The organism is Eremococcus coleocola ACS-139-V-Col8, assembly GCF_000183205.1.
Taxonomy (GTDB): Bacteria; Bacillota; Bacilli; order Lactobacillales; family Aerococcaceae; genus Eremococcus; species Eremococcus coleocola.
This window is the reverse complement of sequence record NZ_AENN01000001.1, coordinates 1-23,670: the sequence shown is the minus strand read 5'-3', so window position 1 is coordinate 23,670 and position 23,670 is coordinate 1. Positions and strand designations below refer to the sequence as shown.

General features: G+C 36.6%; 25 protein-coding genes, 1 pseudogene and 1 riboswitch. Of the genes and pseudogenes, 23 read left to right on the top strand and 3 right to left on the bottom strand.

Going from position 1 to position 23,670, the window contains the following annotated elements:
* Nucleotides 1-6: 6 nt before the first annotated feature.
* Nucleotides 7-78: riboswitch (Fluoride riboswitch) on the top strand.
* A 50-nt stretch (nt 79-128) separates the two neighbouring features.
* From HMPREF9257_RS00125 to HMPREF9257_RS00020, 23 genes and pseudogenes are all read left to right on the top strand, one after another.
* Complete coding sequence (locus HMPREF9257_RS00125; protein ID WP_006417542.1) at nt 129-1,337, top strand: cation:proton antiporter; 1,209 nt, start codon at nt 129-131, stop codon at nt 1,335-1,337.
* Nucleotides 1,338-1,488: 151 nt separating this feature from the next.
* Complete coding sequence (locus tag HMPREF9257_RS09685) at nt 1,489-1,917, top strand: DUF3267 domain-containing protein (protein ID WP_006417440.1); 429 nt, start codon at nt 1,489-1,491, stop codon at nt 1,915-1,917.
* Complete coding sequence (locus HMPREF9257_RS09680) at nt 1,917-2,129, top strand: metalloprotease family protein (RefSeq protein ID WP_006417564.1); 213 nt, start codon at nt 1,917-1,919, stop codon at nt 2,127-2,129. The genes HMPREF9257_RS09685 and HMPREF9257_RS09680 overlap by 1 nt, the downstream gene beginning before the upstream one ends.
* Nucleotides 2,130-2,320: 191 nt before the next feature.
* The gene (locus HMPREF9257_RS00110) at nt 2,321-2,737 is read left to right on the top strand and encodes a helix-turn-helix domain-containing protein (RefSeq protein WP_006417477.1); all 417 of its coding nucleotides are present in this window, start codon (nt 2,321-2,323) and stop codon (nt 2,735-2,737) included.
* A gap of 10 nt (nt 2,738-2,747) precedes the next feature.
* Nucleotides 2,748-3,662 carry an ABC transporter ATP-binding protein gene (locus HMPREF9257_RS00105; RefSeq protein WP_040466599.1) on the top strand — a complete coding sequence of 305 codons (915 nt, stop codon included), beginning with the start codon at nt 2,748-2,750 and terminating at the stop codon, nt 3,660-3,662.
* A complete protein-coding gene (locus tag HMPREF9257_RS00100; RefSeq protein WP_006417445.1) occupies nt 3,649-4,530 on the top strand; it encodes an ABC transporter permease in 882 nt (293 codons plus the stop codon). The genes HMPREF9257_RS00105 and HMPREF9257_RS00100 overlap by 14 nt, the downstream gene beginning before the upstream one ends.
* 163 nt (nt 4,531-4,693) lie before the next feature.
* Nucleotides 4,694-5,605 (top strand): diacylglycerol/lipid kinase family protein, encoded by a 912-nt coding sequence (locus HMPREF9257_RS00095; protein ID WP_006417572.1) that lies wholly within the window; start codon nt 4,694-4,696, stop codon nt 5,603-5,605.
* A 2-nt stretch (nt 5,606-5,607) separates the two neighbouring features.
* A complete protein-coding gene (locus HMPREF9257_RS00090) occupies nt 5,608-6,150 on the top strand; it encodes a phosphatase PAP2 family protein (RefSeq protein WP_006417452.1) in 543 nt (180 codons plus the stop codon).
* Nucleotides 6,151-6,355: 205 nt separating this feature from the next.
* On the top strand, nt 6,356-6,844 hold the full coding sequence (locus HMPREF9257_RS00085; RefSeq protein ID WP_006417580.1) for a prolyl-tRNA synthetase associated domain-containing protein: 489 nt from the start codon (nt 6,356-6,358) through the stop codon (nt 6,842-6,844).
* A gap of 137 nt (nt 6,845-6,981) precedes the next feature.
* Nucleotides 6,982-7,893, top strand: coding sequence for a DMT family transporter (locus tag HMPREF9257_RS00080; RefSeq protein ID WP_006417466.1), 912 nt, complete (start codon nt 6,982-6,984; stop codon nt 7,891-7,893).
* A 50-nt stretch (nt 7,894-7,943) separates the two neighbouring features.
* Nucleotides 7,944-8,159, top strand: coding sequence for a hypothetical protein (locus tag HMPREF9257_RS00075; RefSeq protein ID WP_006417594.1), 216 nt, complete (start codon nt 7,944-7,946; stop codon nt 8,157-8,159).
* A 158-nt stretch (nt 8,160-8,317) separates the two neighbouring features.
* Nucleotides 8,318-8,665: a metal-sulfur cluster assembly factor gene (locus tag HMPREF9257_RS00070; RefSeq protein WP_006417485.1), complete on the top strand. Its 348-nt coding sequence runs from the start codon at nt 8,318-8,320 to the stop codon at nt 8,663-8,665.
* 101 nt (nt 8,666-8,766) lie between these two features.
* Entirely contained in the window at nt 8,767-9,207 is a 441-nt protein-coding gene (locus HMPREF9257_RS00065) for a hypothetical protein (protein WP_006417510.1), read from the top strand.
* Nucleotides 9,208-9,510: 303 nt separating this feature from the next.
* The gene (gene pflB, locus HMPREF9257_RS00060; RefSeq protein ID WP_006417590.1) at nt 9,511-11,739 is read left to right on the top strand and encodes a formate C-acetyltransferase; all 2,229 of its coding nucleotides are present in this window, start codon (nt 9,511-9,513) and stop codon (nt 11,737-11,739) included.
* Nucleotides 11,740-11,770: 31 nt separating this feature from the next.
* Nucleotides 11,771-12,541 (top strand): pyruvate formate-lyase-activating protein, encoded by a 771-nt coding sequence (gene pflA / locus HMPREF9257_RS00055; RefSeq protein WP_006417609.1) that lies wholly within the window; start codon nt 11,771-11,773, stop codon nt 12,539-12,541.
* A gap of 149 nt (nt 12,542-12,690) precedes the next feature.
* Entirely contained in the window at nt 12,691-14,214 is a 1,524-nt protein-coding gene (locus HMPREF9257_RS00050; RefSeq protein WP_006417472.1) for a helicase HerA-like domain-containing protein, read from the top strand.
* 15 nt (nt 14,215-14,229) lie between these two features.
* On the top strand, nt 14,230-14,787 hold the full coding sequence (gene lepB / locus HMPREF9257_RS00045; protein WP_006417432.1) for a signal peptidase I: 558 nt from the start codon (nt 14,230-14,232) through the stop codon (nt 14,785-14,787).
* A gap of 9 nt (nt 14,788-14,796) precedes the next feature.
* Nucleotides 14,797-15,588 carry a mechanosensitive ion channel domain-containing protein gene (locus HMPREF9257_RS00040; RefSeq protein ID WP_006417482.1) on the top strand — a complete coding sequence of 264 codons (792 nt, stop codon included), beginning with the start codon at nt 14,797-14,799 and terminating at the stop codon, nt 15,586-15,588.
* A gap of 283 nt (nt 15,589-15,871) precedes the next feature.
* Nucleotides 15,872-16,816, top strand: a complete 945-nt coding sequence (locus tag HMPREF9257_RS00035; RefSeq protein ID WP_006417410.1) for an NAD(P)H-dependent flavin oxidoreductase — start codon at nt 15,872-15,874, stop codon at nt 16,814-16,816.
* Between the two features lie 143 nt (nt 16,817-16,959).
* Nucleotides 16,960-18,303 carry an MFS transporter gene (locus tag HMPREF9257_RS00030; RefSeq protein WP_006417502.1) on the top strand — a complete coding sequence of 448 codons (1,344 nt, stop codon included), beginning with the start codon at nt 16,960-16,962 and terminating at the stop codon, nt 18,301-18,303.
* Nucleotides 18,304-18,454: 151 nt separating this feature from the next.
* Entirely contained in the window at nt 18,455-20,230 is a 1,776-nt protein-coding gene (gene spxB / locus HMPREF9257_RS00025) for a pyruvate oxidase (protein ID WP_006417616.1), read from the top strand.
* A 481-nt stretch (nt 20,231-20,711) separates the two neighbouring features.
* A pseudogene (locus tag HMPREF9257_RS09360) lies at nt 20,712-20,831 on the top strand (type II toxin-antitoxin system YoeB family toxin); the annotation flags it as partial.
* A 352-nt stretch (nt 20,832-21,183) separates the two neighbouring features.
* Entirely contained in the window at nt 21,184-21,393 is a 210-nt protein-coding gene (locus HMPREF9257_RS00020) for a hypothetical protein (RefSeq protein ID WP_006417599.1), read from the top strand.
* A 136-nt stretch (nt 21,394-21,529) separates the two neighbouring features.
* On the opposite strand, the gene HMPREF9257_RS00015 is transcribed toward HMPREF9257_RS00020, so the two are convergent.
* The 3 genes from HMPREF9257_RS00015 to HMPREF9257_RS00005 all read right to left on the bottom strand — a co-directional run.
* Nucleotides 21,530-21,970 carry a hypothetical protein gene (locus HMPREF9257_RS00015; RefSeq protein ID WP_006417613.1) on the bottom strand — a complete coding sequence of 147 codons (441 nt, stop codon included), beginning with the start codon at nt 21,968-21,970 and terminating at the stop codon, nt 21,530-21,532.
* Nucleotides 21,971-22,001: 31 nt separating this feature from the next.
* Nucleotides 22,002-22,511, bottom strand: a complete 510-nt coding sequence (locus tag HMPREF9257_RS00010; RefSeq protein WP_006417585.1) for a PTS sugar transporter subunit IIA — start codon at nt 22,509-22,511, stop codon at nt 22,002-22,004.
* 129 nt (nt 22,512-22,640) lie between these two features.
* The coding region (locus HMPREF9257_RS00005) for an N-acetylmuramoyl-L-alanine amidase (protein ID WP_040466590.1) at nt 22,641-23,670 on the bottom strand (1,030 nt) is incomplete at its 5' end.

The following is a 23,670-nucleotide window of genomic DNA, read 5'->3' as shown; positions in this document are numbered from 1 at the left end:
AGAAACATAGAAAAAGGGAATGAAGTTCTCCCTGGCATTAGCCAAACCGCTTGTTAAGCTGATGACTTCTGCAACTTATTTAGTGTGCAGAGACATCAGCTTTTTCTGCGCTAGAAAGGAAAAAATAAATGGATTTCTTTTTATGTTTAGCCATCGTTTTAGTCGTTGGTGGGGGCGCGGGTTATCTTTTTACCAAGTTACGTTTACCAGCATTGCTCGCTTATATGTTGTTGGGTATTGTCTTAGGCTCTTTGGGCTTGATGAATCCGCAAATCTTAGCAGTTTCAGGTGAGCTTCGTAAGATCGCCTTGATTATCATTTTACTAAAGGCAGGTTTATCATTGGATTTGGAGGACCTGAAGAAAGTAGGGCGGCCTGCCTTATTAATGTCTTTTCTGCCTTGTTGTATCGAAATGATCACCATTGGGATTGTTAGCCATTTTCTACTGGGCCTTTCGTTTGTTGAAGGGTTCTTGTTAGGGGCAGTACTGGGGGCTGTATCCCCAGCAGTCGTTGTGCCACGGACCTCTCGTTTAATGGATGAAGGTATTGGTACTGACCAAGGGATTCCCCAAATGATAACGGCTGCTTCTTCGATGGATGATATTGTTATGATTGTCTTTTATACATCCTTCCTCACAATTGAGGGCGGGGGTGCTATGAAATTATCTAGTTTTATGACGATTCCGGTTTCAATTATCACGGGAATCCTGGGAGGCATTGTGGTTGGATTAATTTTTGCCTATCTATTTGACCATGTTCATCTAAGAGATTCTATGAAATTAATTATTTTATTAGGAACTAGCTTTTTCTTAGTCTATTTAGAAAACTATTTACAAGATTTCATTGCTTATTCAAGTCTTTTATCCGTGATTGCCATGGGGATGACCTTATTCTTTAAAACCCAAGTTCGCGCCACCCGCTTGAAAGCCAAGTGTGATCGGCTATGGGTAGTCAGTGAAATCTTCCTTTTTACTTTGGTGGGGGCGTCAATTCAAATTAATTATGCTTTAGAAGTACTAGGTCTTGCTCTAGTTACAATTATTATTGGTTTGATTTTTAGAAATATCGGGGTCCAATTGGCGATTATGGGGACCCAATTAGACCAAAAGGAGCGAACCTTTATGTCAATTGCTTATTTACCTAAGGCAACGGTGCAAGCGGCTATTGGTGGCGGGCTATTAGACTTAGGGAATCAATTAAATAACCCAGCTATTATTAATGCCGGCATTATCGTTTTATCGGTGGCAGTGGTAGCTATTCTATTTACCGCACCATTAGGGGCTATCTTGATGGATTTGACTTATAAAGGCTTGTTGAAAGCTAGTAAAAGTTAGGCTAATTAAAATGGCATACTCTTAAGAATTTCTAAGCAGACTCAAGTTTTAAGCTTGAGTTTGCTTTTTTGCTTGGTTTTAAAATTAGCTTTAAACTAGTCAGATAGTTCGCTGATTGTAAAATACAAGAAAAGGAAAGAAGGCGATATAATTGATTGAAAAACCAAATCGTAAGTTAAGCCAAGCCGAAGCTAAGCGTTGGCATCACTATGAGAAATTAACTAAAGAGTTACAAAGTCAAGGCTATCAGGATAAAGTCATACTGATTGATGTTAAAATGGCCAACATTTTAGCCGCTTTGTTTTCAATCCTTCTAATTGTGGTGGTCGCTAGTCTTTATCTGTGGTTATATCCCATTAGAGAACTTGATATTACTTTTAATTTTCTTGATAGTTTAATCTTTATCATTCTGGTCCTAGCTCTCACCATTTTTCATGAACTGGTGCATGGGTCCACTTGGGCACTTTTTAGCCCTCGTGGTTGGTCTGATATTGAATTTGGGTTTATCTGGAAGTATTTGACGCCATACTGTAGCTGTAAAGCACCCTTAACTAAGCGGGCCTATATCATTGGGGGGTAATGCCTTTATTTATTGTAGGACTCATTCCAATCATTATCGGCCTTATGCATGGTTCTATCTTAATATCTCTTTTGGGAACGGTTATGACAGCAGGAGCGGTTGGAGATTTAATGATTGTCGCTAAAATTCTTGGCTATAAAAGTTCGAGGACAAAGCAATTGATTTTAGATCATCCAACCGAAGGCGGGTGTATAATTTTTGAAAAAGGTTAATGAGTCAGTATACCTACTTGTAAAGTAAGCAATAAGTTTACTATTTTTTCAGAACACGCATTAATCAAAAAAATGATAATATCAAGCTCTACTTGGACTCGACTAACGGTAGAGTGGGGTCAACCAAGGGATGCTTGAGTTTATCAGAGAAAGAGAGTATGCTTTTCCTGAAAAGAAGAGGAGGGAATGGAATGAAAGATGATAGTTTGGGTCGGTTAATTGCTAACCGGCGAAAAGAATTAGGCATGACTCAGTTGGACTTAGCTAGACGTATGGGGGTGACAGACAAGGCGGTTTCTAAATGGGAACGTGATTTGTCCTTTCCAGACTTATCATCAATACCTAACTTAGCTGAAACCTTAGATTATTCTTTGGTGGATCTGATGCAAGTTAAAGAAAAAACTGGAAAACCACAAAAAGTAGCTGAAAAACCAATTATTACTTTAATTTTAACTGTGGTGCCTCTTGCTTTAGGTGTGGCTGTTTTGGTTCTCTCAATCTTAAATCAACTAGATTTGCAAGATGGATTTCTTTTTATGAGTATTGGTCTTATTTGTTTGTCACTTAAATCACTGCTGACAATAAAAAAAGAAGTTTTTAATGGATGAGGGGAAAATCATGCAGACAGAGAATATTTTAGAAGTAGATAAGTTAATGGTTTCGTATGGCGCTTTAAAGGCAGTGGATGATATTTCTTTTAAGGTTAAACGGGGTTCTTTTTTCGCCTTTCTAGGTCAAAATGGGGCGGGAAAGTCTACTACCATTGAATGTATTGCTACTCTGTTGGATAAAGATAGTGGGACTATTTTTGTGAATGGTAGTCAGGACCCTGAGAGTATCCGTAAATCCATTGGTCTAGTTTTCCAGGAAAATGTATTAGATGATTTATTAACTGTCAAAGAAAATTTATTAACGCGAGGGAGCTTATATATAACAGATAAAGCTTTACTCAAAGAACGTTATCAATTATTAATCGACAAATTTCATATACGAGAGATCGAAGATCAAAAATTCCGAACACTTTCAGGGGGGCAAAAAAGAAGGGTAGAATTAGCGAGAGCCCTTTTCTCCCAACCTCAGCTATTAATTATGGATGAACCCACAACTGGTTTAGACCCAGAAACTCGTCGGATGGTTTGGCAGATTATTAAAGAAATTCATGAGCATGAAGATGTAACAATTTTCCTGACCACCCATTATATGGAGGAAGCAGCAAATGCTGACCAGGTTGTTATCATTAGCCAGGGGAAGATTGTTGCAGAAGGCACTCCAGCAGAACTAAAGGAAAAATATAGCCGTGATTTAGTCAAATTAGTCGCAAAAGACAGAAATAAATTAGAAAATTATTTGCTACAAGCTAAACTCACTTATCAAGTCTTTGCCGACCAATTTCATATTACCACCCAATCGATTGCGATGACCCTTAATTTAATTCAAGATTTAAAGGATAATATTGCTTGGTTAGAAGTTACACACGGGACCTTAGACGATGCCTTTTTAGCGATTGTAGGTGATCATCATGTTATCCATTAGAAAATTAACCTTACGGAATATAAAGTTATATTTGCGGGATAAATCTGCTGTCTTTTTCTCCTTCCTCTCTGTGATTATCTTGATTAGTCTTTATTTGTTATTCCTAAAGAATGCTTATAAACATGAGGTACTTGAACAGGTAATGAATGCCAAAGAAATTGACTTTATGGTGGATTCACTAATTTTGAGTGGCATTATGGTGATCAATACCATTACCTTGTCTTTAGGAAATCTTGGATCCATGATTCAAGACCTTGAAAGTCACCGCATCAATGCTTTTATCGTAACCCCAGTAAAACGCTATAAGTTAATTTTAGCCTATTTCGCTTCTTCCTTTATGATTACTTTAACTTTTTCATTGTTAATGTGGGTGGGAGCCTTGGCTCTAATTTATCTAACTACAGGGATTATGTATCCTAGTGATATTTCGATAAAAGCAACAGGTTTGGTAATTCTATATACTTTCATTTCGACTGCCTTTATGATTTTATTGACCACTTTCATCAAATCAGTGAATGCTTTTGGGGCCGTATCAGGTGTGTTTGGTACCTTAATCGGGTTTACTAGTGGTATTTATATGCCTTTATCTCAATTCCCTGACTATATTCAAAAAATATCAGCCTGGTTACCGTTTACACATATGACCATTTATTTAAAACAATTACTCTTAAAGCCAAGTTTTGACCTTATTGGTCAGAAAATTCCAAGGGAAGTCATGGATATGATTCAAACAGTCTATGCCACTAAATCATTACCGATTACTGGGGAAGTCTTTGATCCAGTTTGGGTCTTATTGGTTTCTTGCATTATAGGCCTATTTGCTTTAATTTGGGCGACCTTCCGGATGAAACACCGGATTCGATCTTAATCTAATAACTGAGTTAATAGTCTAATAATTATTGAAGGTAATCATAAGCTCTTGTTGAAGCATCATCAACATGGGCTTTTATAATAAGTACCTTTTGATATTAGACAAACCTAAATTATGTTACAATACAAACTATTCATAGAATAGAAAGGGGTATAGGCTGATGACTTATCAAAAGATTGGAATCATTTATAATATTAATTCTGGCAAGGGGTTGGCTCCAATCTATGCCCAGAAAATTGCAACGTATTTAGAACAAGAAAACCTAGCTAAAGATATAATCTTATGTCAAACAAAAAAAGGAGCAGATAGCCGCAATGCGGCTAAATCAGCCTGTGCCCAAGGGTGTGATTTAATTGTGGCTATGGGTGGTGATGGCACCCTAGGTCAAATCATCACCGGTATCCTCGCTAGTTCCAACGAAGCAAGCTTAGCCATTATCCCTTTAGGCACGGTAAATAACTTAGCTCGGTCGTTAGAAATTCCTATTAATCCTGACCAAGCCATGCGGTTAATCGGGACAGGAGAAAAGAGAGCAATTGATCTAGGACGGGTAAACGATCATTATATGATATCAAGTTTAACCTTAGGTTATCTAGCCCAAAGTGCCAACCGGGTGACCAGCCAAGCTAAACGTAAATGGGGTTTTTTAGCCTTTGTATTTAGTTTGATTCGTATATGTAAGACCTTTCGTTCGTCAAAATTGGAATTGCTTCATGACCATGGTCGGATTCAAGGGCGGATGCGAATTGTATTAATTGCTTTAACAGATTCTTTAGGGGGCATCCGTGACTTTGTACCAGAAGCACAGATATATCCGGGTTACTTTCATGTCTTGTGTCTTCCGGAACCTTCTAAAAGCAAGATTAGCCGTATATTTGCTAGCTTAAGGCAAGAGAAAGCAAGTCAAAATCCTAATTATCATTACTTTCATAGTAAAAGCATAGTAATTAGGCAAACTGATCATGGTCATCGCCACCGTGTCCGTATTGATGGGGATGCTGGTCCACGACTTCCTCTAAGGCTAGAAATAGTACCACACGCTTTAAATGTATTAATCCCTAGAAAGGACTAACCATGTCTATAAGAACGTATGATTTAGCCATTTTAGATTATATCCAGGCCCATCTGGCTCACCCTAATTTTGATTCCTACATGATATTCTTATCAAAAATAGGAAATTTTACATTGATTTGGTTGATTTTAGGCGGAATCTTGTGGCTGATTCCTAGTACTCGTAACCATAGTAAACAAGTTTTTACCAGTTTAGCTATTTATGCTGTTCTGAGTAATGTTTTAAAATTCATAATTCAAAGGCCCCGTCCCTTTGAAATTGTGGATGTTGACTTATTAATCTATCCGCCAATTGGCCATTCCTTTCCTTCAGGACACACGGCTTCTTCATGGGCCGTTGCTATTACACTCTGGCGGCTAAGGACCCCTTTAAGGTATCCAGCTATGCTATTAGCTATTCTGATTTCATACTCTAGGCTTTATCTTTATGTGCACTATCCTACGGATATCCTTGGAGGAATAGTTTTAGGATGCATTATAGCTTTTATCACAGCTAAGATTTTTGCTGCTAAAGAAAGTTGGACGCATCAACAGGTTAAAAGTTAAAACAGAAGATTGGGAAGCTGTAGTCTTCTTTCGTAAAATATGCGTAAGGAGTGATTAATTGAAAATTACGGTGAGTTTGGCTTCTTCCCAGTTTATGGGGGAAAACTATAGTTAAAAATGTCTACATGAGTTTTACTCTGTATTTAGGAATGGTTTGTTAGCTTTATGGTATAATACAAATATAGACTAAAGAGGAGGAAAGCTTATGGAACTTTTTGATAAAGTTATCGACAAACTAAAAGAATTGGGTATTCAATACCAATTGGTAGAACATGAACCTGCTCTGACGACTGAACAGGCTGATTTATTTATTGAAGGTATCGAAGGGGTTAGAACTAAGACCATGTTTTTAACCAATAAAAAGAAGAAGAATTTCTATCTTTTAATTATGGATGATGGTAAACGTCTCGATATGAATCGCTTTGCTGAAATCGTTGAAGAGAAGAAAATGAAGATGGCTTCCGAAGATAGTTTATTTGAAAAGATGGCTTTGCCAGCCGGAGTCGTTTCACCATTTGGCTTATTAAATAATGAAGACCATGATATCCAAGTCTTTTTTGATAAAGAAATCGTAGATGAGGAACGGATGAGTTTCCATCCTAACACCAATGAAAAAACTATTTTTGTAGCAACACCAGATTTATTCAAATTTATTGAAGCAATTGGATATCAAACAAATGTAATTGAGATTTGAAGTTGAGCACCTACTTTAGTAGGTGTTTTTTATATAAAATTATATTTACAAAGATAATTTTAAGCGGAGATGCTGTTATACAAGAACATTCTTTTGGATAATAAAAATGTTATCAATCTAAATAGGTGGGGATATTAATGGAACTAGAAGCAAGTAAAAATTTATGGCGCGGTTCTTTGGCGGCTATTTGCTGTGAAAGTCTGTTTGGCTTGTCCTATCTGTTTACCAAATCCGCTACAGGATCAGCCACCGCCTTGGCACTATTAGGTTGGCGCTTTGTGTTAGCTTTCTTCATAATGACCTTAATGGTTATGTTCGGCTTCATCAAAGTAAATTTGAAAGGTAAAAAGTTAAAGCCCTTACTTTCAGTTTCAATCTTTAGTCCTTGTCTCTATTTTTTGGGGGAAACGGTGGGGATTAATCATACCATTGCTTCTGAAAGTGGTATTTTATTAGCGTGTATCCCAATTGCTTCTCTAATTTGTTCCTCGCTCATCTTGAAAGAGATACCAAGTAAATTTCAAATAATAGGTATTTTAACCACTTTATTTGGGGTGCTGTTAATCATAGCAGCTTTGGGACTTTCCTCTAGTTTATCAATTATAGGATATAGTTTTTTATTAATGGGAGTCCTAGCCTATGCCTTGTATAGTGTTTTTGTTGAAAAAGCTGTAGACTACTCAGATGTAGAAATAACTTATATCATGCTATTAATGGGAGCCCTTTGTTTCAGTTCTTTAGCCCTGGGCGAGGCTTTATGGCAAGGTCAGTTAAGCAGTCTTCTAATGATTCCATTTAAGGATCAGACTTTTTCACTGGCGGTTATTTATCAAGGGCTTGCTTGTTCCATCGGCGCCTTTTTCTTGTCAAATTATGCAATTTCCAAAATAGGTGTCAATCGTACCTCATCTTTTGTTGGAATTTCGACGGTGGTTTCAATTCTTGCTGGCAACTTAATTTTAGGTGAAAGCATTTCTATATTGCAGATTCTTGGGGCCATCATTATACTAATTGGTGTTTATACAGCAAATATTAATTTTGAAAAGTAAATTATTATCAGTCAATAATTAAAGATTGAAGTAGGCTGGAGTGATATAAATTGATTAGAGAGATAAGAACAAGCGATGCCGCATCAATCCGTCATATCTGTGATATAGCCCTTGGTTATGATGCTAGTCTTGATTTAGTTAGTAGACAAATTGAAAAATTAAGCCAGGATAGGGGCCACCATTTTATTTATGTTTACCAGAATGAAGCTAGTGGGCAAGTGCTTGGCTTTATTCATGTTCAAATGGACAAGAAAGTCTTGAACTGACCGCAAGCTTAGAATCAAATATGACCTCGATGAGGATGATGCCCGGAGGTGGCCACTAGAAGATAGTCAAGAATCTAGATAAGTTAACAAGACTCTCAGAAATTTTGCGAGTCTTATTTTAATTTGCTAAAATAATATTTGATAAAAGAGGTGACATAATGGAAGAAAAAGAATATGGTATTGTTTGGAAAGACCGTGCCGTAAGCCTGCGGGAAGATTTTGTTAATCAATTGTATCGGGTCATTGACCCGGAATTGGGAATTGATATTGTTAATCTAGGTTTAGTCTATGAAATTGGTTTAGACGACAAAGGCTTATGCACTATGCTTATGACTTTAACCACACCGGGTTGTCCACTTGTTGATTATCTAGAAAATGATATTCGTTATGTACTTTCAGAAATTGATGAAATTGAAGCCTTAGACTTTCAGTTGACTTTCCAACCTATGTGGACGATGGACCGAATTAGTCGTTTTGGTAAAATTGCTTTAGGTGTAGCAGATTAAGTTTATTGAAAACATTTTCAGAAAATTATGTGATGCCATTAACAAATTATAAAATTCATGGTAAACTAATTATATCGAATAAATAGAAAAGAGGAATTTTCATGACTGCAAACTTAAAATCTTTAAAATTTCATTTTCATAATGGTGGCGATTGGAAAGTAGATGTTAAACACATTGGCGACTTATGGATCCGTCGTATTTCTACCAGTGTTGGCCGCATTAACGGTGGAAATATTATCGAAATTCACCCAGCTCAAGGACTAAAAATTGAAATTTTACCAGAAGCTGATACCATCGAAACAAATGATATCAATAAAGGTTCGTTAGAAGTTGGAATTTTTGAAACAGTGGTCAAGAATCGTGATATTGAATGGATTACCCTTGATTGGGATAATCGTGATCCTGAATTAGTTTATTTCCCATTCGCAACCAACGAAGAGGGCGGTACTGAAAATATCTTCATGTCTGCTAAAGTAAGTGCAGATAAACGGTTATTTATTGTGGTTGATGAAAAACATAATGTGGATGAAGTATACGCTTAAAGCAAAACTGTTTAATAATTAGTGACTAGAAAGAGCAGACAAAGCCGAAATTATAAATTTTCGGCTTCTTGTTTGCTTCTTTTTTATTTACATTTTATAATTATTTATTTAATTCACAAGCCTAGAATATACTATAACAGTTTTATTATGAAAATTGTGACTTCGTTTTCATTATTAATTTTAAGCCTTTTATGAAATATGCAACTTTTTTAACTGTAACACTTGAAATTTAATTCTGTATCATTTAAAATAGAATCATGATAAGTAGTTCACAAGTTATGAAAAATTTTGGAGGTGCATTGTATGGAGCAATGGAGAGGATTCCAAGGTAAAACTTGGAGAGAAGAAATTAATGTACGTGACTTTATTCAAAAAAACTACACTTTATATGAAGGTGACGAAAGTTTCTTAGAAACACCAACCCAAGAAACAGTTGAGTTATGGGATCAAGTGATGGACTTGACCAAACAAGAACGTGATGCAGGTGGTGTTTTAGACTTAGATACAAAGATTGTTTCAACAATTACTTCTCATGAAGCAGGTTATCTTGATAAAGATAAAGAAAAAATTGTTGGGGTACAAACTGACAAACCGTTCAAACGTTCATTACAACCATTTGGTGGTATCCGGATGTCTGTAGATGCTGCTAAATCTTATGGTTATGAAATTGATGAAGAAGTAAAACATATCTTTACTGATTACCGTAAAACTCATAACCAAGCAGTATTTGATATTTATACCCCTGAAATGCGTAAAGCACGTCACGCTGCCATCATTACTGGTCTACCAGATGCTTATGGCCGTGGTCGTATTATCGGAGACTACCGTCGGGTGGCTTTATATGGTGTTGACCGTCTAAAAGAAGAAAAATCAAAAGACTTCGCAAATATTGGTGATGGAAATATGGCAGAAGATGTGATGCGTCTTCGTGAAGAAGTCTCTGAACAATATCGTGCTTTAGATGAATTAAAAGAATTAGGTAACATCTATGGTTTCGATTTATCAAGACCAGCTAATAATGCTAAAGAAGCCTTCCAATGGTTATACTTAGGTTATTTAGCAGCTATTAAACAACAAAATGGTGCGGCTATGTCACTTGGACGTACTTCTACTTTCTTGGATATTTATATTCAACGTGACCTAGAAGAAGGTACTTTGACTGAACAAGAAGCTCAAGAAATTGTTGACCATTTCGTAATGAAATTACGTTTAGTTAAATTTGCTCGTACTCAAGAATATAATGAATTATTCTCTGGCGACCCAACTTGGGTAACTGAATCAATTGCTGGGGTTGGCTTAGATGGTCGTCCGTTAGTTACTAAGAATTCATTCCGTTTCTTACATACTTTAACTAACTTAGGACCTGCACCAGAACCAAACTTAACAGTGCTTTGGTCACCACGTTTAACTGAAAACTTCAAACGTTATACTGCTAAAATTTCAATCGAAACTTCAGCTATCCAATATGAAAATGATGAAGTTATGCGTCCACATTGGGGCGATGATTATGGTATTGCTTGTTGTGTTTCTGCCATGGAAATTGGTAAACAAATGCAATTCTTCGGTGCCCGTGCTAACTTAGCCAAAGCTTTGCTTTACGCTATCAATGGTGGAGTTGACGAACGTCTTAAAACTCAAGTAGGACCTCAATATCAAGGTATTGACTCAGAATACTTAGATTATGACGAAGTCGTAGCTAAATACGATCAAATGCTAGAATGGTTAGCTGGACTATACATCAATACTTTAAATGTTATCCACTATTCACATGATAAATACTCATATGAATCTATTGAAATGGCTTTACAGGATACTAATATCAAACGGACTATGGCAACTGGTATTGCTGGTTTCTCAGTAGCTATCGACTCATTATCAGCCATCAAGTATGCTAAGGTTAAAACGATCCGTGATGAAAATGGTTTAGTTGTTGACTTTGAAATTGAAGGCGAATTCCCTAAATACGGTAATAACGATGATCGGGCTGACCAAATTGGGGTTGACTTATTGAAGAAATTCATGTCAATGGTTAAGAAACATAAAACTTATCGTAACGCAATTCATACCACTTCAATCCTTACGATTACTTCTAATGTGGTTTACGGTAAAAAAACAGGTAATACTCCTGATGGTCGTCGTGCCGGTGCTCCATTTGCACCAGGCGCTAACCCAATGCATGGCCGTGATACCCATGGTGCGCTAGCTTCACTATTATCTGTGGCTAAAGTACCTTATGATTACTCACTTGATGGAATTTCTAATACCTTCTCAATCATTCCTAAGGCTTTAGGTAAAGAAGAAGAAGTTCAAAAGACTAACTTAGTTTCTATGCTAGATGGTTACTCTGTTGAAGGTGGTCACCATTTAAACGTCAACGTCTTCAACCGTGACACCTTATTAGATGCCATGGATCACCCAGAAAACTACCCTCAATTAACGATTCGGGTATCTGGTTACGCTGTTAACTTTATTAAGTTGACCCGTGAACAACAAATGGATGTAATTAATCGTACAATGCATTCTTCAATGTAATATTTAATCCAAGTAGAAAGAGGTTGTGGCAATGACCGAAGTAAAAACACCTGTCATTGGTAATATTCACTCAACAGAAAGTTTTGGCTCAGTTGATGGCCCAGGCATTCGTTTTGTGACCTTTATGCAAGGTTGTCGTTTACGCTGCGAATTTTGCCACAATCCTGATACTTGGAATACCTTTGGCGGACATGAATATACTGCTCAACAGTTATTCGATGAAGCCATAAAATATCGGGCTTTTTGGGGTGAAAAAGGTGGTGTCACCGTGTCAGGTGGAGAACCAATGCTCCAAATTGATTTTCTAATTGAATATTTCAAGATTTGCAAAGAGCATGGTGTAAATACTACTTTAGATACCTGTGGTGGGCCATTTACAAAAGAAGATCCTTTCTTTTCTAAGTTCCATGAATTGATGAAGTACACTGATTTAGTTTTATTTGATATAAAACATATTGATCCAGTGGGACACCGTAAATTAACAGGAGTTCGTAATCAAAATATCTTGGAAATGGCTGAATATTTAGCCTCAATCGATAAAGCCATTTGGGTGAGACATGTTCTTGTACCGACACGAACTGATTACGATGAGTATTTACAACGCCTAGGCGATTATGTGGCTACTTTGGGAAATGTTCATAAATTTGAAGTATTACCTTATCATAAGATGGGGGTTTACAAGTATGAAGCCTTGGGTTATCCTTATCGCTTAAAAGGGGTGGAACCCCCTACAGCAGAACGGGTTGAAAATGCCAATCGTCTGCTTCGTACAGCTGATTATACCCGGTATTTGACTGATTGATTGTTTCTAGAACTGAGTGTTGACTCAGTTCTTTTTTTGTATCATAGAATTTAATCGCTTTATTCTTATATTTTTCATCTTTTAAAAATAGAATATTAGCCAAACAAGTGATAAAATAAAGGCAGTAGACAGTGAATGGAGGAGAAGGAATGAGCCAAGAAATTACCTTTGGTTATGGATCCACGCCTGCTAATCTATGTTTAGATAAGTTAAATCGTCATGGTTTAATTGCTGGAGCTACTGGAACCGGTAAAACTGTGACGCTTAAGGTAATTGCTGAACAATTAAGTCAAGCCGGGGTACCCGTTTTTTTATCAGATATAAAAGGGGACCTAGCTTCGCTTGCTGAAGCAAATAATTCAGATAATTTACAAGAACGATTAGAAGCAACTCATTATGAAGATTATGATCCGAGTAAATTTACACTTGAACTTTGGGATATCCTCGGTCAAACAGGTATTCCGTTAAGAATGACAGTTTCTGCTATGGGTCCAATTCTATTAGCCCGCCTCTTAGGTTTAAATGATACCCAAACGGGTATTTTAAATGTTGTATTTTCGGTTGCGGATGCTGAAGGTCTATTACTGATTGATTTACTTGATTTACGAGCCATGATTAATTACGTAGGTCAACACGCTAAAGATCTATCTGGTCATTATGGCAATATCTCTTCTGCTTCAATTGGAGTAATTCTCCGGTCTTTATTAGTATTAGAGGAACAAGGTGCAGGTAATTTTTTTGGTGAGCCTAGCCTAGAAATTGAAGACTTTATGCGATTTGATCAAGATGGTAGAGGTATGATTAATGTCTTAATGGCTGAGCAACTTTACCGGTATCCTTTGATGTACGCTACGGTGCTTTTAGCTATTCTCTCTGATCTATTTGAAAATTTACCAGAAGTAGGGGACCTAGAAAAACCTAAGTTAGTCTTCTTCTTCGATGAAGCCCATGTCTTGTTTGATGGGACACCTAAGGTCCTGTTAGATCAAATCGAATTAACGGTTCGTTTAATTCGTTCTAAAGGGGTAGGGGTATTCTTTATTACCCAAAATCCCACTGATATTCCTGACCAAGTAGCTAATCAACTTGGTAATCGGATTCAACATGGCTTAAGAGCCTATACGCCTAAAGAGTTAAAGAATGTTGCGGCAGCGGCTCAGGGATTCCGACAAGCTGCTGATATGGATTTAGAAAAAGTCATCCAAGAATTACAAACAGGCCAAGCGGTGGTGTCTACGCTTCAAGAAGATGGCACACCGTCTTATGCTCAAGCAGTGATGATTTATCCGCCAAAGAGTAAAGTAGGCTTAATTGACCCTCAAGTTAAGTTATCTATCATGAACCAATCTTCTTTATTAGCGAAATATCAAGAAGCAGTCAACCGTGAATCAGCCCATGAACAATTGGCTAAAGTTGTCGCAGCTTCCGAGGATAATTTAAAAGATGTTCAAACTCAAGCTGAAAGTAAGCTCGACCAAGCAAATACTTCTGAAAGTAATGCCCGAATCAAAGAACTAGAAGCTGAATTAGCTAAACAAATTAAAAAGAATAAGACATCTAGTCGTCGGACTGATTCAGAAATGGACCGGTTTACTAAGAATATGATGTCTTCAGTTGGACGGGAATTAGGGAAAATGATTACCCGCGGCATCACTGGATTTTTCAAAAAATAGAAATTGAGGAAATTTATGAAACACTTTTTATCTGAAGCTTTTGAATTTATCGTATCGATTGTCATTGGGATTGCAGTTGCAATTCTTTTAACCACCTTTGTTTTTCAACAAGTTCAAGTGGATGGTCACTCGATGGATAACACCCTTCAAGATGGCGAACGTCTTTTCCTATGGAAATTAGCTAAAATTAACCGTTTTGATGTCGTTGTCCTTGATTCACCTGACAAGACTAAATTATTTGTTAAACGCGTGATTGGTATGCCAGGAGATTCGATTGAATTTAAAGATGATCAATTATTTTTAAATGGTCAAGTGGTAGCTGAACCTTACCTAGATAGCAAAAAATCTGAATATACTGGCGGCAAGTTTACAGAAGATTTTAGCTTAGAGGAATTAACAGGTGAAAGTACCGTGCCTGAGGGTAAAGTCTTTGTTATGGGAGATAACCGACAAAACTCAACGGATAGTCGGGTTATCGGTTTTGTTGATATGGATGCTTTACATGGGCAGGCGACCCACATTATTTGGCCACTCTCTGAATTCTCTTCTTTAAGCGTTGACAGTAAAGAATAGGGGGCTTATATGGCTTTTATCAATGATTTATTGCAGGACCGCTTTTGGATAAGCCAGGTCCTGCTTTCTTTTATCATTTTAGGCATTATTCTATTAATCACTCGGTTAATTAATCGCAAACTGGCTAGTTTTAATTTGGATAATAATCAACTATACCGTAGCCGTAAGACGGTCAATTATATTGGGTCTATTATTTTTGTTTTTGCCTTAATTTTTATCTGGTTTCGTAGGGTAGGCTCTATTTCAACCTTCTTAGGTTTATTCTCTGCGGGTCTAGCTGTTGCCTTACGTGACATTATTGTTAACATGGTCGGGTGGCTTTTTATTATTATTCGGCGTCCTTTTTGGATGGGGGACCGGATTGAAATCAATGGTCAAAAAGGAGATGTCATTGATATTCGACTGTTTCAGTTTTCATTAGTTCAGTTGTATGATTCAAATAAAGGGGGACAGAGTACAGGTTCTATCATTGATATCCCTAACCGCTTTATCTTTCAATACCCCTTAATTAATGATATCAAGGGCTTTGCTTATATTTGGAATGAATTATCGATAGTGCTAACTTTCGAATCAGACTGGCGCCAAGCTAAGACAGATTTTTCTGCAATTGTTGATCATCACGCTTTACGTTTTTCAGCGGATGCAGAACAAGAAGTTAAGAATGCTGCCCGAAAGTATATGATCTATTATAATAATTTTACACCAATCGTGTATACCACAGTAGAACCGTCTGGTGTAAACTTAACCATGCGTTTTCTTTGTGATCCTCGAACTCGACGAGAAATTGAAAATAATATTTAGGAAGAGGTATTGGAATATATAGCCAGTCATGATCAAGTAGATTTGGCTTATCCAACCAGCCGAATTGTTAACAAATTGTAAATCATTACACAAAATAATTATCTATTAAAATTTCTTAAAATGCTATTAATAAAGATAAGTGAAAAATTCACAAAATAAATTGACACGCTTTCATAATGGTGGTATGATTTTATTGTGAAGTGAATAACATATATATTTACTCCTCAGGTTTCAATGTTGTTGTCACTCTAGGATTTAAATAAATTTTTAGGAGGATGTTATAATGGGTCGTTTAACTGAAATGTTAGGTATTCAATATCCAATCTTTTGTGGAGCTATGGGTGGGGTTTCTCGTCCAGAATTAGTTGCTGCAGTTTCTAATGCAGGTGGTATGGGTATTTTAGCAACTGCTGGTGCTAAACCTGAAGCAGTACGTGAAGATATCCGTAAAATCAAAGAATTAACTGATAAACCTTTTGGTGCCAACGTTGCAATTATTACTGGTAACGCTGATGATATTATTCCTATTTTCTTAGAAGAAGGCGTTAAATTCTTTACCACTGGCGCTGGTAACCCAGTTCCTTATATCAAACCAATTCATGATGCTGGTGGTATTATCTTCCCAGTTGTTCCTTCTGGCCGTGTGGCTAAGAAAATGGAAGACAATGGTGCTGATGGGGTTGTTGTAGAAGGTACTGAAGCAGGTGGACACGTAGGTACGGCTACTACATTTACACTTTGCCAACAAGCTGTTGCAGCGGTTGATCATATTCCAGTTGTTTGTGCAGGTGGTATTGCAGATGGTCATGGTGTGGCTGCAGCCTATGCTTTAGGTGCTGACGGGGTTCAAGTTGGTACTGCCTTCGTAGCGTCTGTTGAAGCTCCAATTCATGATAACTACAAACAAGCCGTAGTTAAAGCAAATGATACAGCAACTGTATTATCAGGTAGCAATTCTGGTGCGCCAATGCGTATTGAAAAGAATGCGGCTGCTCCAAAACATATCGCTATGGATAAAGAAGAAGGTATGACTTTCCAAAAATTAGAAGCTTATACTATCCCTTCATTAGTTAAAGCTGCATCAACTGGTGATGTTGAAAACGAAATTGTTACTTATGGTCAAATCGCAAGTATTATTAAAGAAGTAAAACCAGTTAAACAAATTATTGAAGAAATGTTTGCTGAAGCTAACGAAGTTATTGATAGCTTACAAAGTAAAAAAATCTAATATTTAGCCTTCTAAAAAACGGCCGGGCCTAAGAGCTCGGTTGTTTTTATTTTTTTACATTTATACTCTTTAATTTGATAGGATAGTAATATTTAGGTAAAATAAGAGCTAATGTAATTTATCATGCAAGGAGTAAAATATTAATGTCTGAAACTAAACAATGGCGGGTCATTCCAGCGGTTATAATGACAGCTGTAATGAGCTTTGGAGGTATTCTAGTTGAAACCTCAATGAATGTTACCTTTCCTTTACTAATGTCTCAATTCAATTTATTAGCAAGTCAGGTCCAATGGGTGACTACTGCCTATCTATTAGCAGTTTCAATTGTCGTACCTTCATTTGCTTACTTAGTCAGAAATTTTTCTATTAGAAATCTTTTTATCACGGCTAATTTACTTTTCCTGAGTGGGCTAGTGATTGATAGTTTCGCTCAATCCTTTATAATCCTGCTATTGGGTCGAATTTTACAAGGATTTGCGACCGGTTTAGCATTACCATTAATGTTTCATATCATTCTTACAAAAGTTCATCAGGATAAACGCGGCTTGATGATGGGGGTTGGATCGATGACTACCTCATTTGCGCCAGCCATTGGTCCAACTTATGGTGGAATCTTAACTGAAATGTTGGATTGGCACGCAATTTTTTGGCTATTATTGCCTTTATTAGTCCTGTCTTTGGCCGGTGGTCTTTGGGCAATCCCACAAGAACCAGTAGGGCGTGGAGAAGTATTTAATGGGCCCGCTTTTATAGGTTTGGCAGCTTTCTTGGTCACAAGTTTATTAGCTATCGAACAAAATTTATGGTATCAATGGATGCTTGCTTTTCTGGCCGCTTTTGCTTTTTATCAATCCAATAGAAACAATCCATTGATTAATTTAAATTTATTTTCTAAAGGGCATTATTTGGTTTTCTTATGGGGAGCCTTGACTTATCAGGCCTTATTGTTAGGTATGTCTTTTATTATTCCTAATTATTTACAACTTGGTCGCGGACTATCGACGACGCAAGCTGGAAATTTCATGTTTTTAGGGCCTATTGTCCTATCCTTAGTTCTACCCCTTGCTGGTCGTCTTTATGATTCTCTAGGCCCCAAAAAACCGATATTAGCAGGACTGACGCTTAGTTTATTTGCTTTACTTATCTTTGTTATTTATTATCATCAGCTACCAATTTGGAGCTTATTAGTCGTTCATGTCATGATGATGTTAGGAATTGCCTTATCTTTATCGAATATTATGACTCACAGCTATGGACAAATTGAAGATAATTTGGAAGCTGATGCAAACACCTTGATGAATTTAGGGCAGCAATACATGGGGGCAATCTCAACTGCCTTAGTTTCAAAATTACTAAGCTTAGGTATAAGCCAAAACCCAGAGTTCGGTGCTGTTTTAGGGGCAGGATGGGGCATAATCCTGATGTTTCTTTTAGTCTTATCAGCCTATATTTTGATAATTATTGTATTTAGATCGAATACTATTTAATAAGGATTGATCAAGTTAAATTAGCTGGCTGAAGTTTATTTTTAATAAAACGTTTTCTTATGAGCATTTGTTTGGAAACCCTATTAGTAATATGATAATTTAGTACATGTTGTTAATTAATATAAACTATTAATCTAAAGGGGGAGTCATCTTGACTCAAGGAAAAATCAGCGCAAGTAAAGCAATGTTAAATGTCTTAAAAACCTGGGGTGTAGATACTATCTATGGTATTCCATCAGGTACTTTAGGGTCATTGATGGATGCTTTAGCAGAAGATAAGGATATCCAATTTTTACAAGTTCGTCATGAGGAAACTGGTGCTTTAGCAGCCGTTATGCAAAAGAAATTTGGCGGACCTTTGGGAGTTGCGGTGGGTTCTGGCGGTCCTGGTGCCACGCATTTAATAAATGGGATTTATGATGCTAAAATGGACAATATTCCTTTCTTAGCTATCCTAGGTTCACGTCCTGAAAAGGAATTAAATTTAGATGCTTTCCAAGAATTAAACCAAAACCCAATGTATTCTGGGGTCGCTGTTTACAATAAACGGGTGGCTTATGCAGAACAATTACCTAAGGTTATTGACGAAGCAGCTCGTGCAGCCATTGCTTATAAAGGTCCTGCGGTCGTTGAAATCCCAGTCAATTATGGTTGGGAAGAAATCGATGAAGATTCATATTATGGTTCAGGATCTTATCAAAGAGAATTCTTGTTACCTGAATTAAATCAAGCAGATATTGATCAAGCTGTAGCTATCTTAAATGAAGCTAAACGTCCAGTGATTTATGCTGGTTTTGGTGGTAATCAAGCAGGGGACGTTATTACTGAATTATCTAAAAAAATCAAGGCTCCAATTATTACTACTGGTAAGAACTTTGATGCCTTTGATTGGGATTATGAAGGTTTAACTGGTTCTGCTTATCGCGTCGGTTGGAAACCTGCCAACGAAGTGGTTTTTGAAGCCGATACTGTGCTTTTCTTGGGTTCAAACTTCCCATTTGCAGAAATCTACGAAGCCTTTAAAAATGTTGATAAATTTATTCAAGTAGATATTGACCCACATAAATTAGGTAAACGTCATGCTTTAGATGCAGCTATTCTAGGTGATGCTGGTCAAGCTGCTCAAGCTATCTTAGATAAGGTAAACCCTGTCGAAGATTCAGCTTGGTGGCGAGCTAATATCAAAAATAACCAAAACTGGCGCGACTATATGAAGATGCTTGAAGGGAAGACTGAAGGCGAATTACAATTGTATCAAGTATACAACGCCATCAATAAATATGCTGACCAAGATGCTATTTTTTCCATTGATGTGGGCAATTCAACCCAAACTTCAATTCGTCACTTACATATGAATTCTAAGAATATGTGGCGGACCTCGCCATTATTTGCAACCATGGGGATTGCATTACCTGGTGGGATTGCAGCTAAAAAAGATAATCCAGACCGTCAAGTATGGAATATTATGGGGGATGGCGCCTTTAATATGTCTTATCCTGATGTTGCTACTAACGTTCAATATAATTTACCAGTTATCAATGTTGTCTTCTCAAATACTGAGTATGCCTTCATTAAAAATAAATATGAGGATACCAATGAACACTTATTTGGGGTAGACTTTATGGATGTTGACTATGCAAAGATTGCGGATGCCCAAGGTGCGGTAGGCTTCCATGTCGAACGAATTGAAGACATGGACAAGGTTATGGCCGAAGCCGTAGCTGCCAATAAAGCCGGTAAAACGGTGGTTATTGATGCCAAAATTACCCACCATCGTCCATTACCAGTTGAAGTCTTAGAACTCGATCCTAAACTTTTCTCTACCGATCAAATCAATGCCTTTAAAGAAAAATATGAAGCGCAAGATTTAGTACCTTTTAGAGAATATCTTGAAGGTGAAGGCTTAGAATCACGGAATATTAAATAAGCTTAGGTATTCATTCTAAGCAATAAATACAAAGACCGACTCCTGTGCAACAATAGCATGAGAGTCGGTCTTATTTATTTGTAATTATAACCAAGAAGGAGGGAGCTTATGCAAATTATCCCATATCAAGCTGCTTATTAAGCCCAGGTTCACCAAAGCTGTATTCAAACGGGTAATCCAAAAATTAAAGCAACCTAGAACGGTGCCGCTTTACGCTACTGATGTATTGCCGGGAATATCTAGATCATGGAAAAAGGCTCTTACTCTTGTATGACCAGGGAATAGCAGTGGGTTATGTTTTGTTTGCGCCAAATAATCTAAGCTTTGTAAGAAATATGGGACTATCTTGAAAAAAATCCGTACCCAGTGTCCAAATTGTGCTGATCGTGCTGATATGTCAGACTACGCATCCTTAGCTGACCAATATCTAGCTCATTTAAATATTGATATTCTGGAAGAATATACCAGCATCGACAGGACTGAACTTTCAAAACACGAATTATCTGGTAAATAGTCCCCTCGGATTACTGATGAGCACCGTTTAATTTATCAAGTTGAGAATGAGTCGATTTACATATTTTCAGCCCGATATTATTATTAAGATTATAAGTGAATAGATAAATACTAGATTAAATAAACCTCGATAAAAGCTGATTGTAAGCTCTTATCGAAATGTTTTGATATCAAAGTCAGGAGAAACTTCAAACAATCCTAGTTAAAGGGTGATTCCTTATAATTAATTCATAATGATTAGTAGCCTTGACAGATAAAAACGCTTTCTTAATAATTTAAGTAAATTACAATATGTAATTATTTTTCTAGGTATACTTTTAGTGTCGTTTCATCAAATCAAATTGTTTTAAAATTGGTATAAATTAAATAAACATAGAATTATTTATATTTATGTAGAAGTTGGGATGGGTCCAATAGTAAAATATTATAATGAGTGCATATTGAAGAAATTAGGGCGTTTATTGACCATATTATTTGCTACAAGTTGCTTAGCGACAGCTATTTCTGCTCAAGACATTCCCACAGGGACTTATCAGACCAGTGATGAAAATGCTGCTTTTAAACAAATCATTATTCAAGATGATACAGTTAGAACAAAGTTACCAATGAAGCCAGATACCAATTCGGAAGTTCCACCTCGTAAGATGTAGAAGAGAAGAAGCGAATCGTGGACTAACCAATTGGAACAAACTAGTTTGAGTTTACATAATATGTATTATAATTTTTAAATAAAAATTCCTAGACTAGCCATAATTAATCTAATCTAGGAAATCTTCATTTTGCATATTAAGCGAATCTCTTAATTGGCCGTCCGTGTTGATCATAAGTAAAGTTCAGTAAAGCTTTACCATCATTCATACAAATAATTAAACGATCTTGGTATGGTTCAGGTAATTCTTCAAAGAGAAATGCTTCTTCATTTAGTTGATGGGTACTTCTTAGTTTTTCAATTTCACCTTTAGAGCGTTTTTTGGGTTTTGCACTTGGTAAAGCACCCTCAATTTCTTTAGCTTCAATCCGATAATAATAATTATCATCAGGTAGATATGTTATTTCTAAAGCACCAGAATTTGTACGGCGGGTTTGCATATCTTCAAACTTCTCTTTATGAATTTCCCACCAAGCTTTGATTCCTTCTAATGCTTCATCTTCGGTTTTATAACTCCCATGCTGCTTGATAACATTATCACGTCGACTATGCCAAAAATTAGTATAGACTTTAGTCATGGAAAGCTCCTTTCAATTTAGCAAATAGAAATTATTTATTGACTTGGATAATCTCATCTCCAGGAGTTACTATCTCACTGGCTACATCCGTGACACTTGCATAATCTCCAGAATTGGTAATCACTACAGGAGTAATAATTTCTAAACCAGCTGCCTGAATCTTTTGAATATCAAATTCAATCAGTAAATCGCCTTTTTTGACAGTTTGATCTGCAGCAGCCAAGATATTGAATCCGTCACCGTCTAAGGTTACAGTATCCATTCCAATATGGATTAGGATCTCTGCTCCTTCGGCGGATTTAATGCCCACAGCATGTCCGGTTGGAAATAAAGTCATGATAGTACCATCAACTGGTGCAAATAATTTACCTTCTTCGGGTATAATTGCCAGTCCGTTTCCTAAGGCTCCTGATGAAAAAGCAGCATCAGACACATCACTCAATGCAACATGTTTACCTTTTAAAGGACTATAAACTTTAAATTCTAGAACTTGATTTTGTGTGTTTTCCTTATTTCCTTTTAAAAAATCAAAAAATCCCATATTAAAACTCCTTTTTTCTATGTTTCTTTTTTATTATAGCATAGCAACTTAAGATAAATCAAAAATTGTCAATGGTTGAAATTAAAAAAACTAGAAACTAGTTGCCTAGTTTCTAGTCTAATTATTTCTTTAATTCAAGAAAGCATTGATACCTTTTAATAAACCTTTGATCAGTTTATTTTGGTAACTTGGTGAGGTGAGATTCTTATACTCACTATAATTATCTTGGAAGCCAAGTTCAACTAAAATAGCTGGTGCATCGTTTGTTCTTGTGACATGAAGGTTTTGTGGGCGAGCACCCCGATTTACTGCTCCGGTTTCGGCAATAAGATAGCTTTGAACTGTGTCAGCTAACCGTTTGCTTTCTGCTTGTAAGTTAGTGTACTTATGGTGTGCCATGGTCATATAACCCTCTTCATCAATACTTGAATTGTGATAAAGGGTTTCAATTCCTCTAGCAGAACCTGGATTAGGCATAGCATTATGGTGAACACTTAAATATAAATCTGGCATAATCCGATTAGGTTCGATAGTTCTTTGATTTAATGGGATAGCTTTATCTGTTGTTCTGGATTCATAAACAGTATAACCTTGTTTACGTAAGTCACTAGACAAACGACGGGTAATATTTAAGTTAAGATTTTTTTCAGCCGTACCAAATGAATAGGCTCCTGTTTCACTTCCGCCATGTCCTGCATCTAGATAAATAACTTTTGAATTTTTTGGTACTTTTACAGCGGCACTTGCTGGAACATAACCTTTAACCATTCCATTTTGACTAAGTTCCAAGTATTTTTGACCATTTTCATAGAATTCGCGAGTTACAGTAAAGCGTTGACCAAATTTATTGACTGCATTAATTGGTTTAGAAGCTAGGTTTATGCTAGTTCTGAATGGTTCAGTTTTTGAATTTAATTTAACATCATAATCAACTTCAATAGCATTAGCACGAGATAAATCAGGAAAGTTATCAGTACTTCTCTTAATTGGACTTGTTTCCGGATTAGTAATGGTTGAATCAATTTCACCTTCTGTGACTTTTAGCACTTGACCTGTCAAGAGTACATTTGAGGATAAATTATTTAATGCTTTTAATTTGCTTACAGTTAAACCATATTTTCTAGCAATCAAATATAAATATTCACCCTTCTTTACAGTA

What these genes read in the sequence shown, in the direction of transcription:
- HMPREF9257_RS00090 (WP_006417452.1), top strand. Translation starts at nt 5,608, where the DNA reads ATGTCTATAAGAACGTATGATTTAGCCATTTTAGATTATATCCAGGCC.
- HMPREF9257_RS00010 (WP_006417585.1), bottom strand. Translation starts at nt 22,511, where the DNA reads ATGGGATTTTTTGATTTTTTAAAAGGAAATAAGGAAAACACACAAAAT.
- HMPREF9257_RS00110 (WP_006417477.1), top strand. Translation starts at nt 2,321, where the DNA reads ATGAAAGATGATAGTTTGGGTCGGTTAATTGCTAACCGGCGAAAAGAA.
- HMPREF9257_RS00100 (WP_006417445.1), top strand. Translation starts at nt 3,649, where the DNA reads ATGTTATCCATTAGAAAATTAACCTTACGGAATATAAAGTTATATTTG.
- HMPREF9257_RS00085 (WP_006417580.1), top strand. Translation starts at nt 6,356, where the DNA reads ATGGAACTTTTTGATAAAGTTATCGACAAACTAAAAGAATTGGGTATT.
- HMPREF9257_RS00050 (WP_006417472.1), top strand. Translation starts at nt 12,691, where the DNA reads ATGAGCCAAGAAATTACCTTTGGTTATGGATCCACGCCTGCTAATCTA.
- HMPREF9257_RS00125 (WP_006417542.1), top strand. Translation starts at nt 129, where the DNA reads ATGGATTTCTTTTTATGTTTAGCCATCGTTTTAGTCGTTGGTGGGGGC.
- HMPREF9257_RS00035 (WP_006417410.1), top strand. Translation starts at nt 15,872, where the DNA reads ATGGGTCGTTTAACTGAAATGTTAGGTATTCAATATCCAATCTTTTGT.
- HMPREF9257_RS00080 (WP_006417466.1), top strand. Translation starts at nt 6,982, where the DNA reads ATGGAACTAGAAGCAAGTAAAAATTTATGGCGCGGTTCTTTGGCGGCT.
- HMPREF9257_RS00015 (WP_006417613.1), bottom strand. Translation starts at nt 21,970, where the DNA reads ATGACTAAAGTCTATACTAATTTTTGGCATAGTCGACGTGATAATGTT.
- pflA (WP_006417609.1), top strand. Translation starts at nt 11,771, where the DNA reads ATGACCGAAGTAAAAACACCTGTCATTGGTAATATTCACTCAACAGAA.
- pflB (WP_006417590.1), top strand. Translation starts at nt 9,511, where the DNA reads ATGGAGCAATGGAGAGGATTCCAAGGTAAAACTTGGAGAGAAGAAATT.
- HMPREF9257_RS00095 (WP_006417572.1), top strand. Translation starts at nt 4,694, where the DNA reads ATGACTTATCAAAAGATTGGAATCATTTATAATATTAATTCTGGCAAG.
- HMPREF9257_RS09680 (WP_006417564.1), top strand. Translation starts at nt 1,917, where the DNA reads ATGCCTTTATTTATTGTAGGACTCATTCCAATCATTATCGGCCTTATG.
- lepB (WP_006417432.1), top strand. Translation starts at nt 14,230, where the DNA reads ATGAAACACTTTTTATCTGAAGCTTTTGAATTTATCGTATCGATTGTC.
- HMPREF9257_RS00065 (WP_006417510.1), top strand. Translation starts at nt 8,767, where the DNA reads ATGACTGCAAACTTAAAATCTTTAAAATTTCATTTTCATAATGGTGGC.
- HMPREF9257_RS00040 (WP_006417482.1), top strand. Translation starts at nt 14,797, where the DNA reads ATGGCTTTTATCAATGATTTATTGCAGGACCGCTTTTGGATAAGCCAG.
- HMPREF9257_RS00030 (WP_006417502.1), top strand. Translation starts at nt 16,960, where the DNA reads ATGTCTGAAACTAAACAATGGCGGGTCATTCCAGCGGTTATAATGACA.
- HMPREF9257_RS00070 (WP_006417485.1), top strand. Translation starts at nt 8,318, where the DNA reads ATGGAAGAAAAAGAATATGGTATTGTTTGGAAAGACCGTGCCGTAAGC.
- HMPREF9257_RS00105 (WP_040466599.1), top strand. Translation starts at nt 2,748, where the DNA reads ATGCAGACAGAGAATATTTTAGAAGTAGATAAGTTAATGGTTTCGTAT.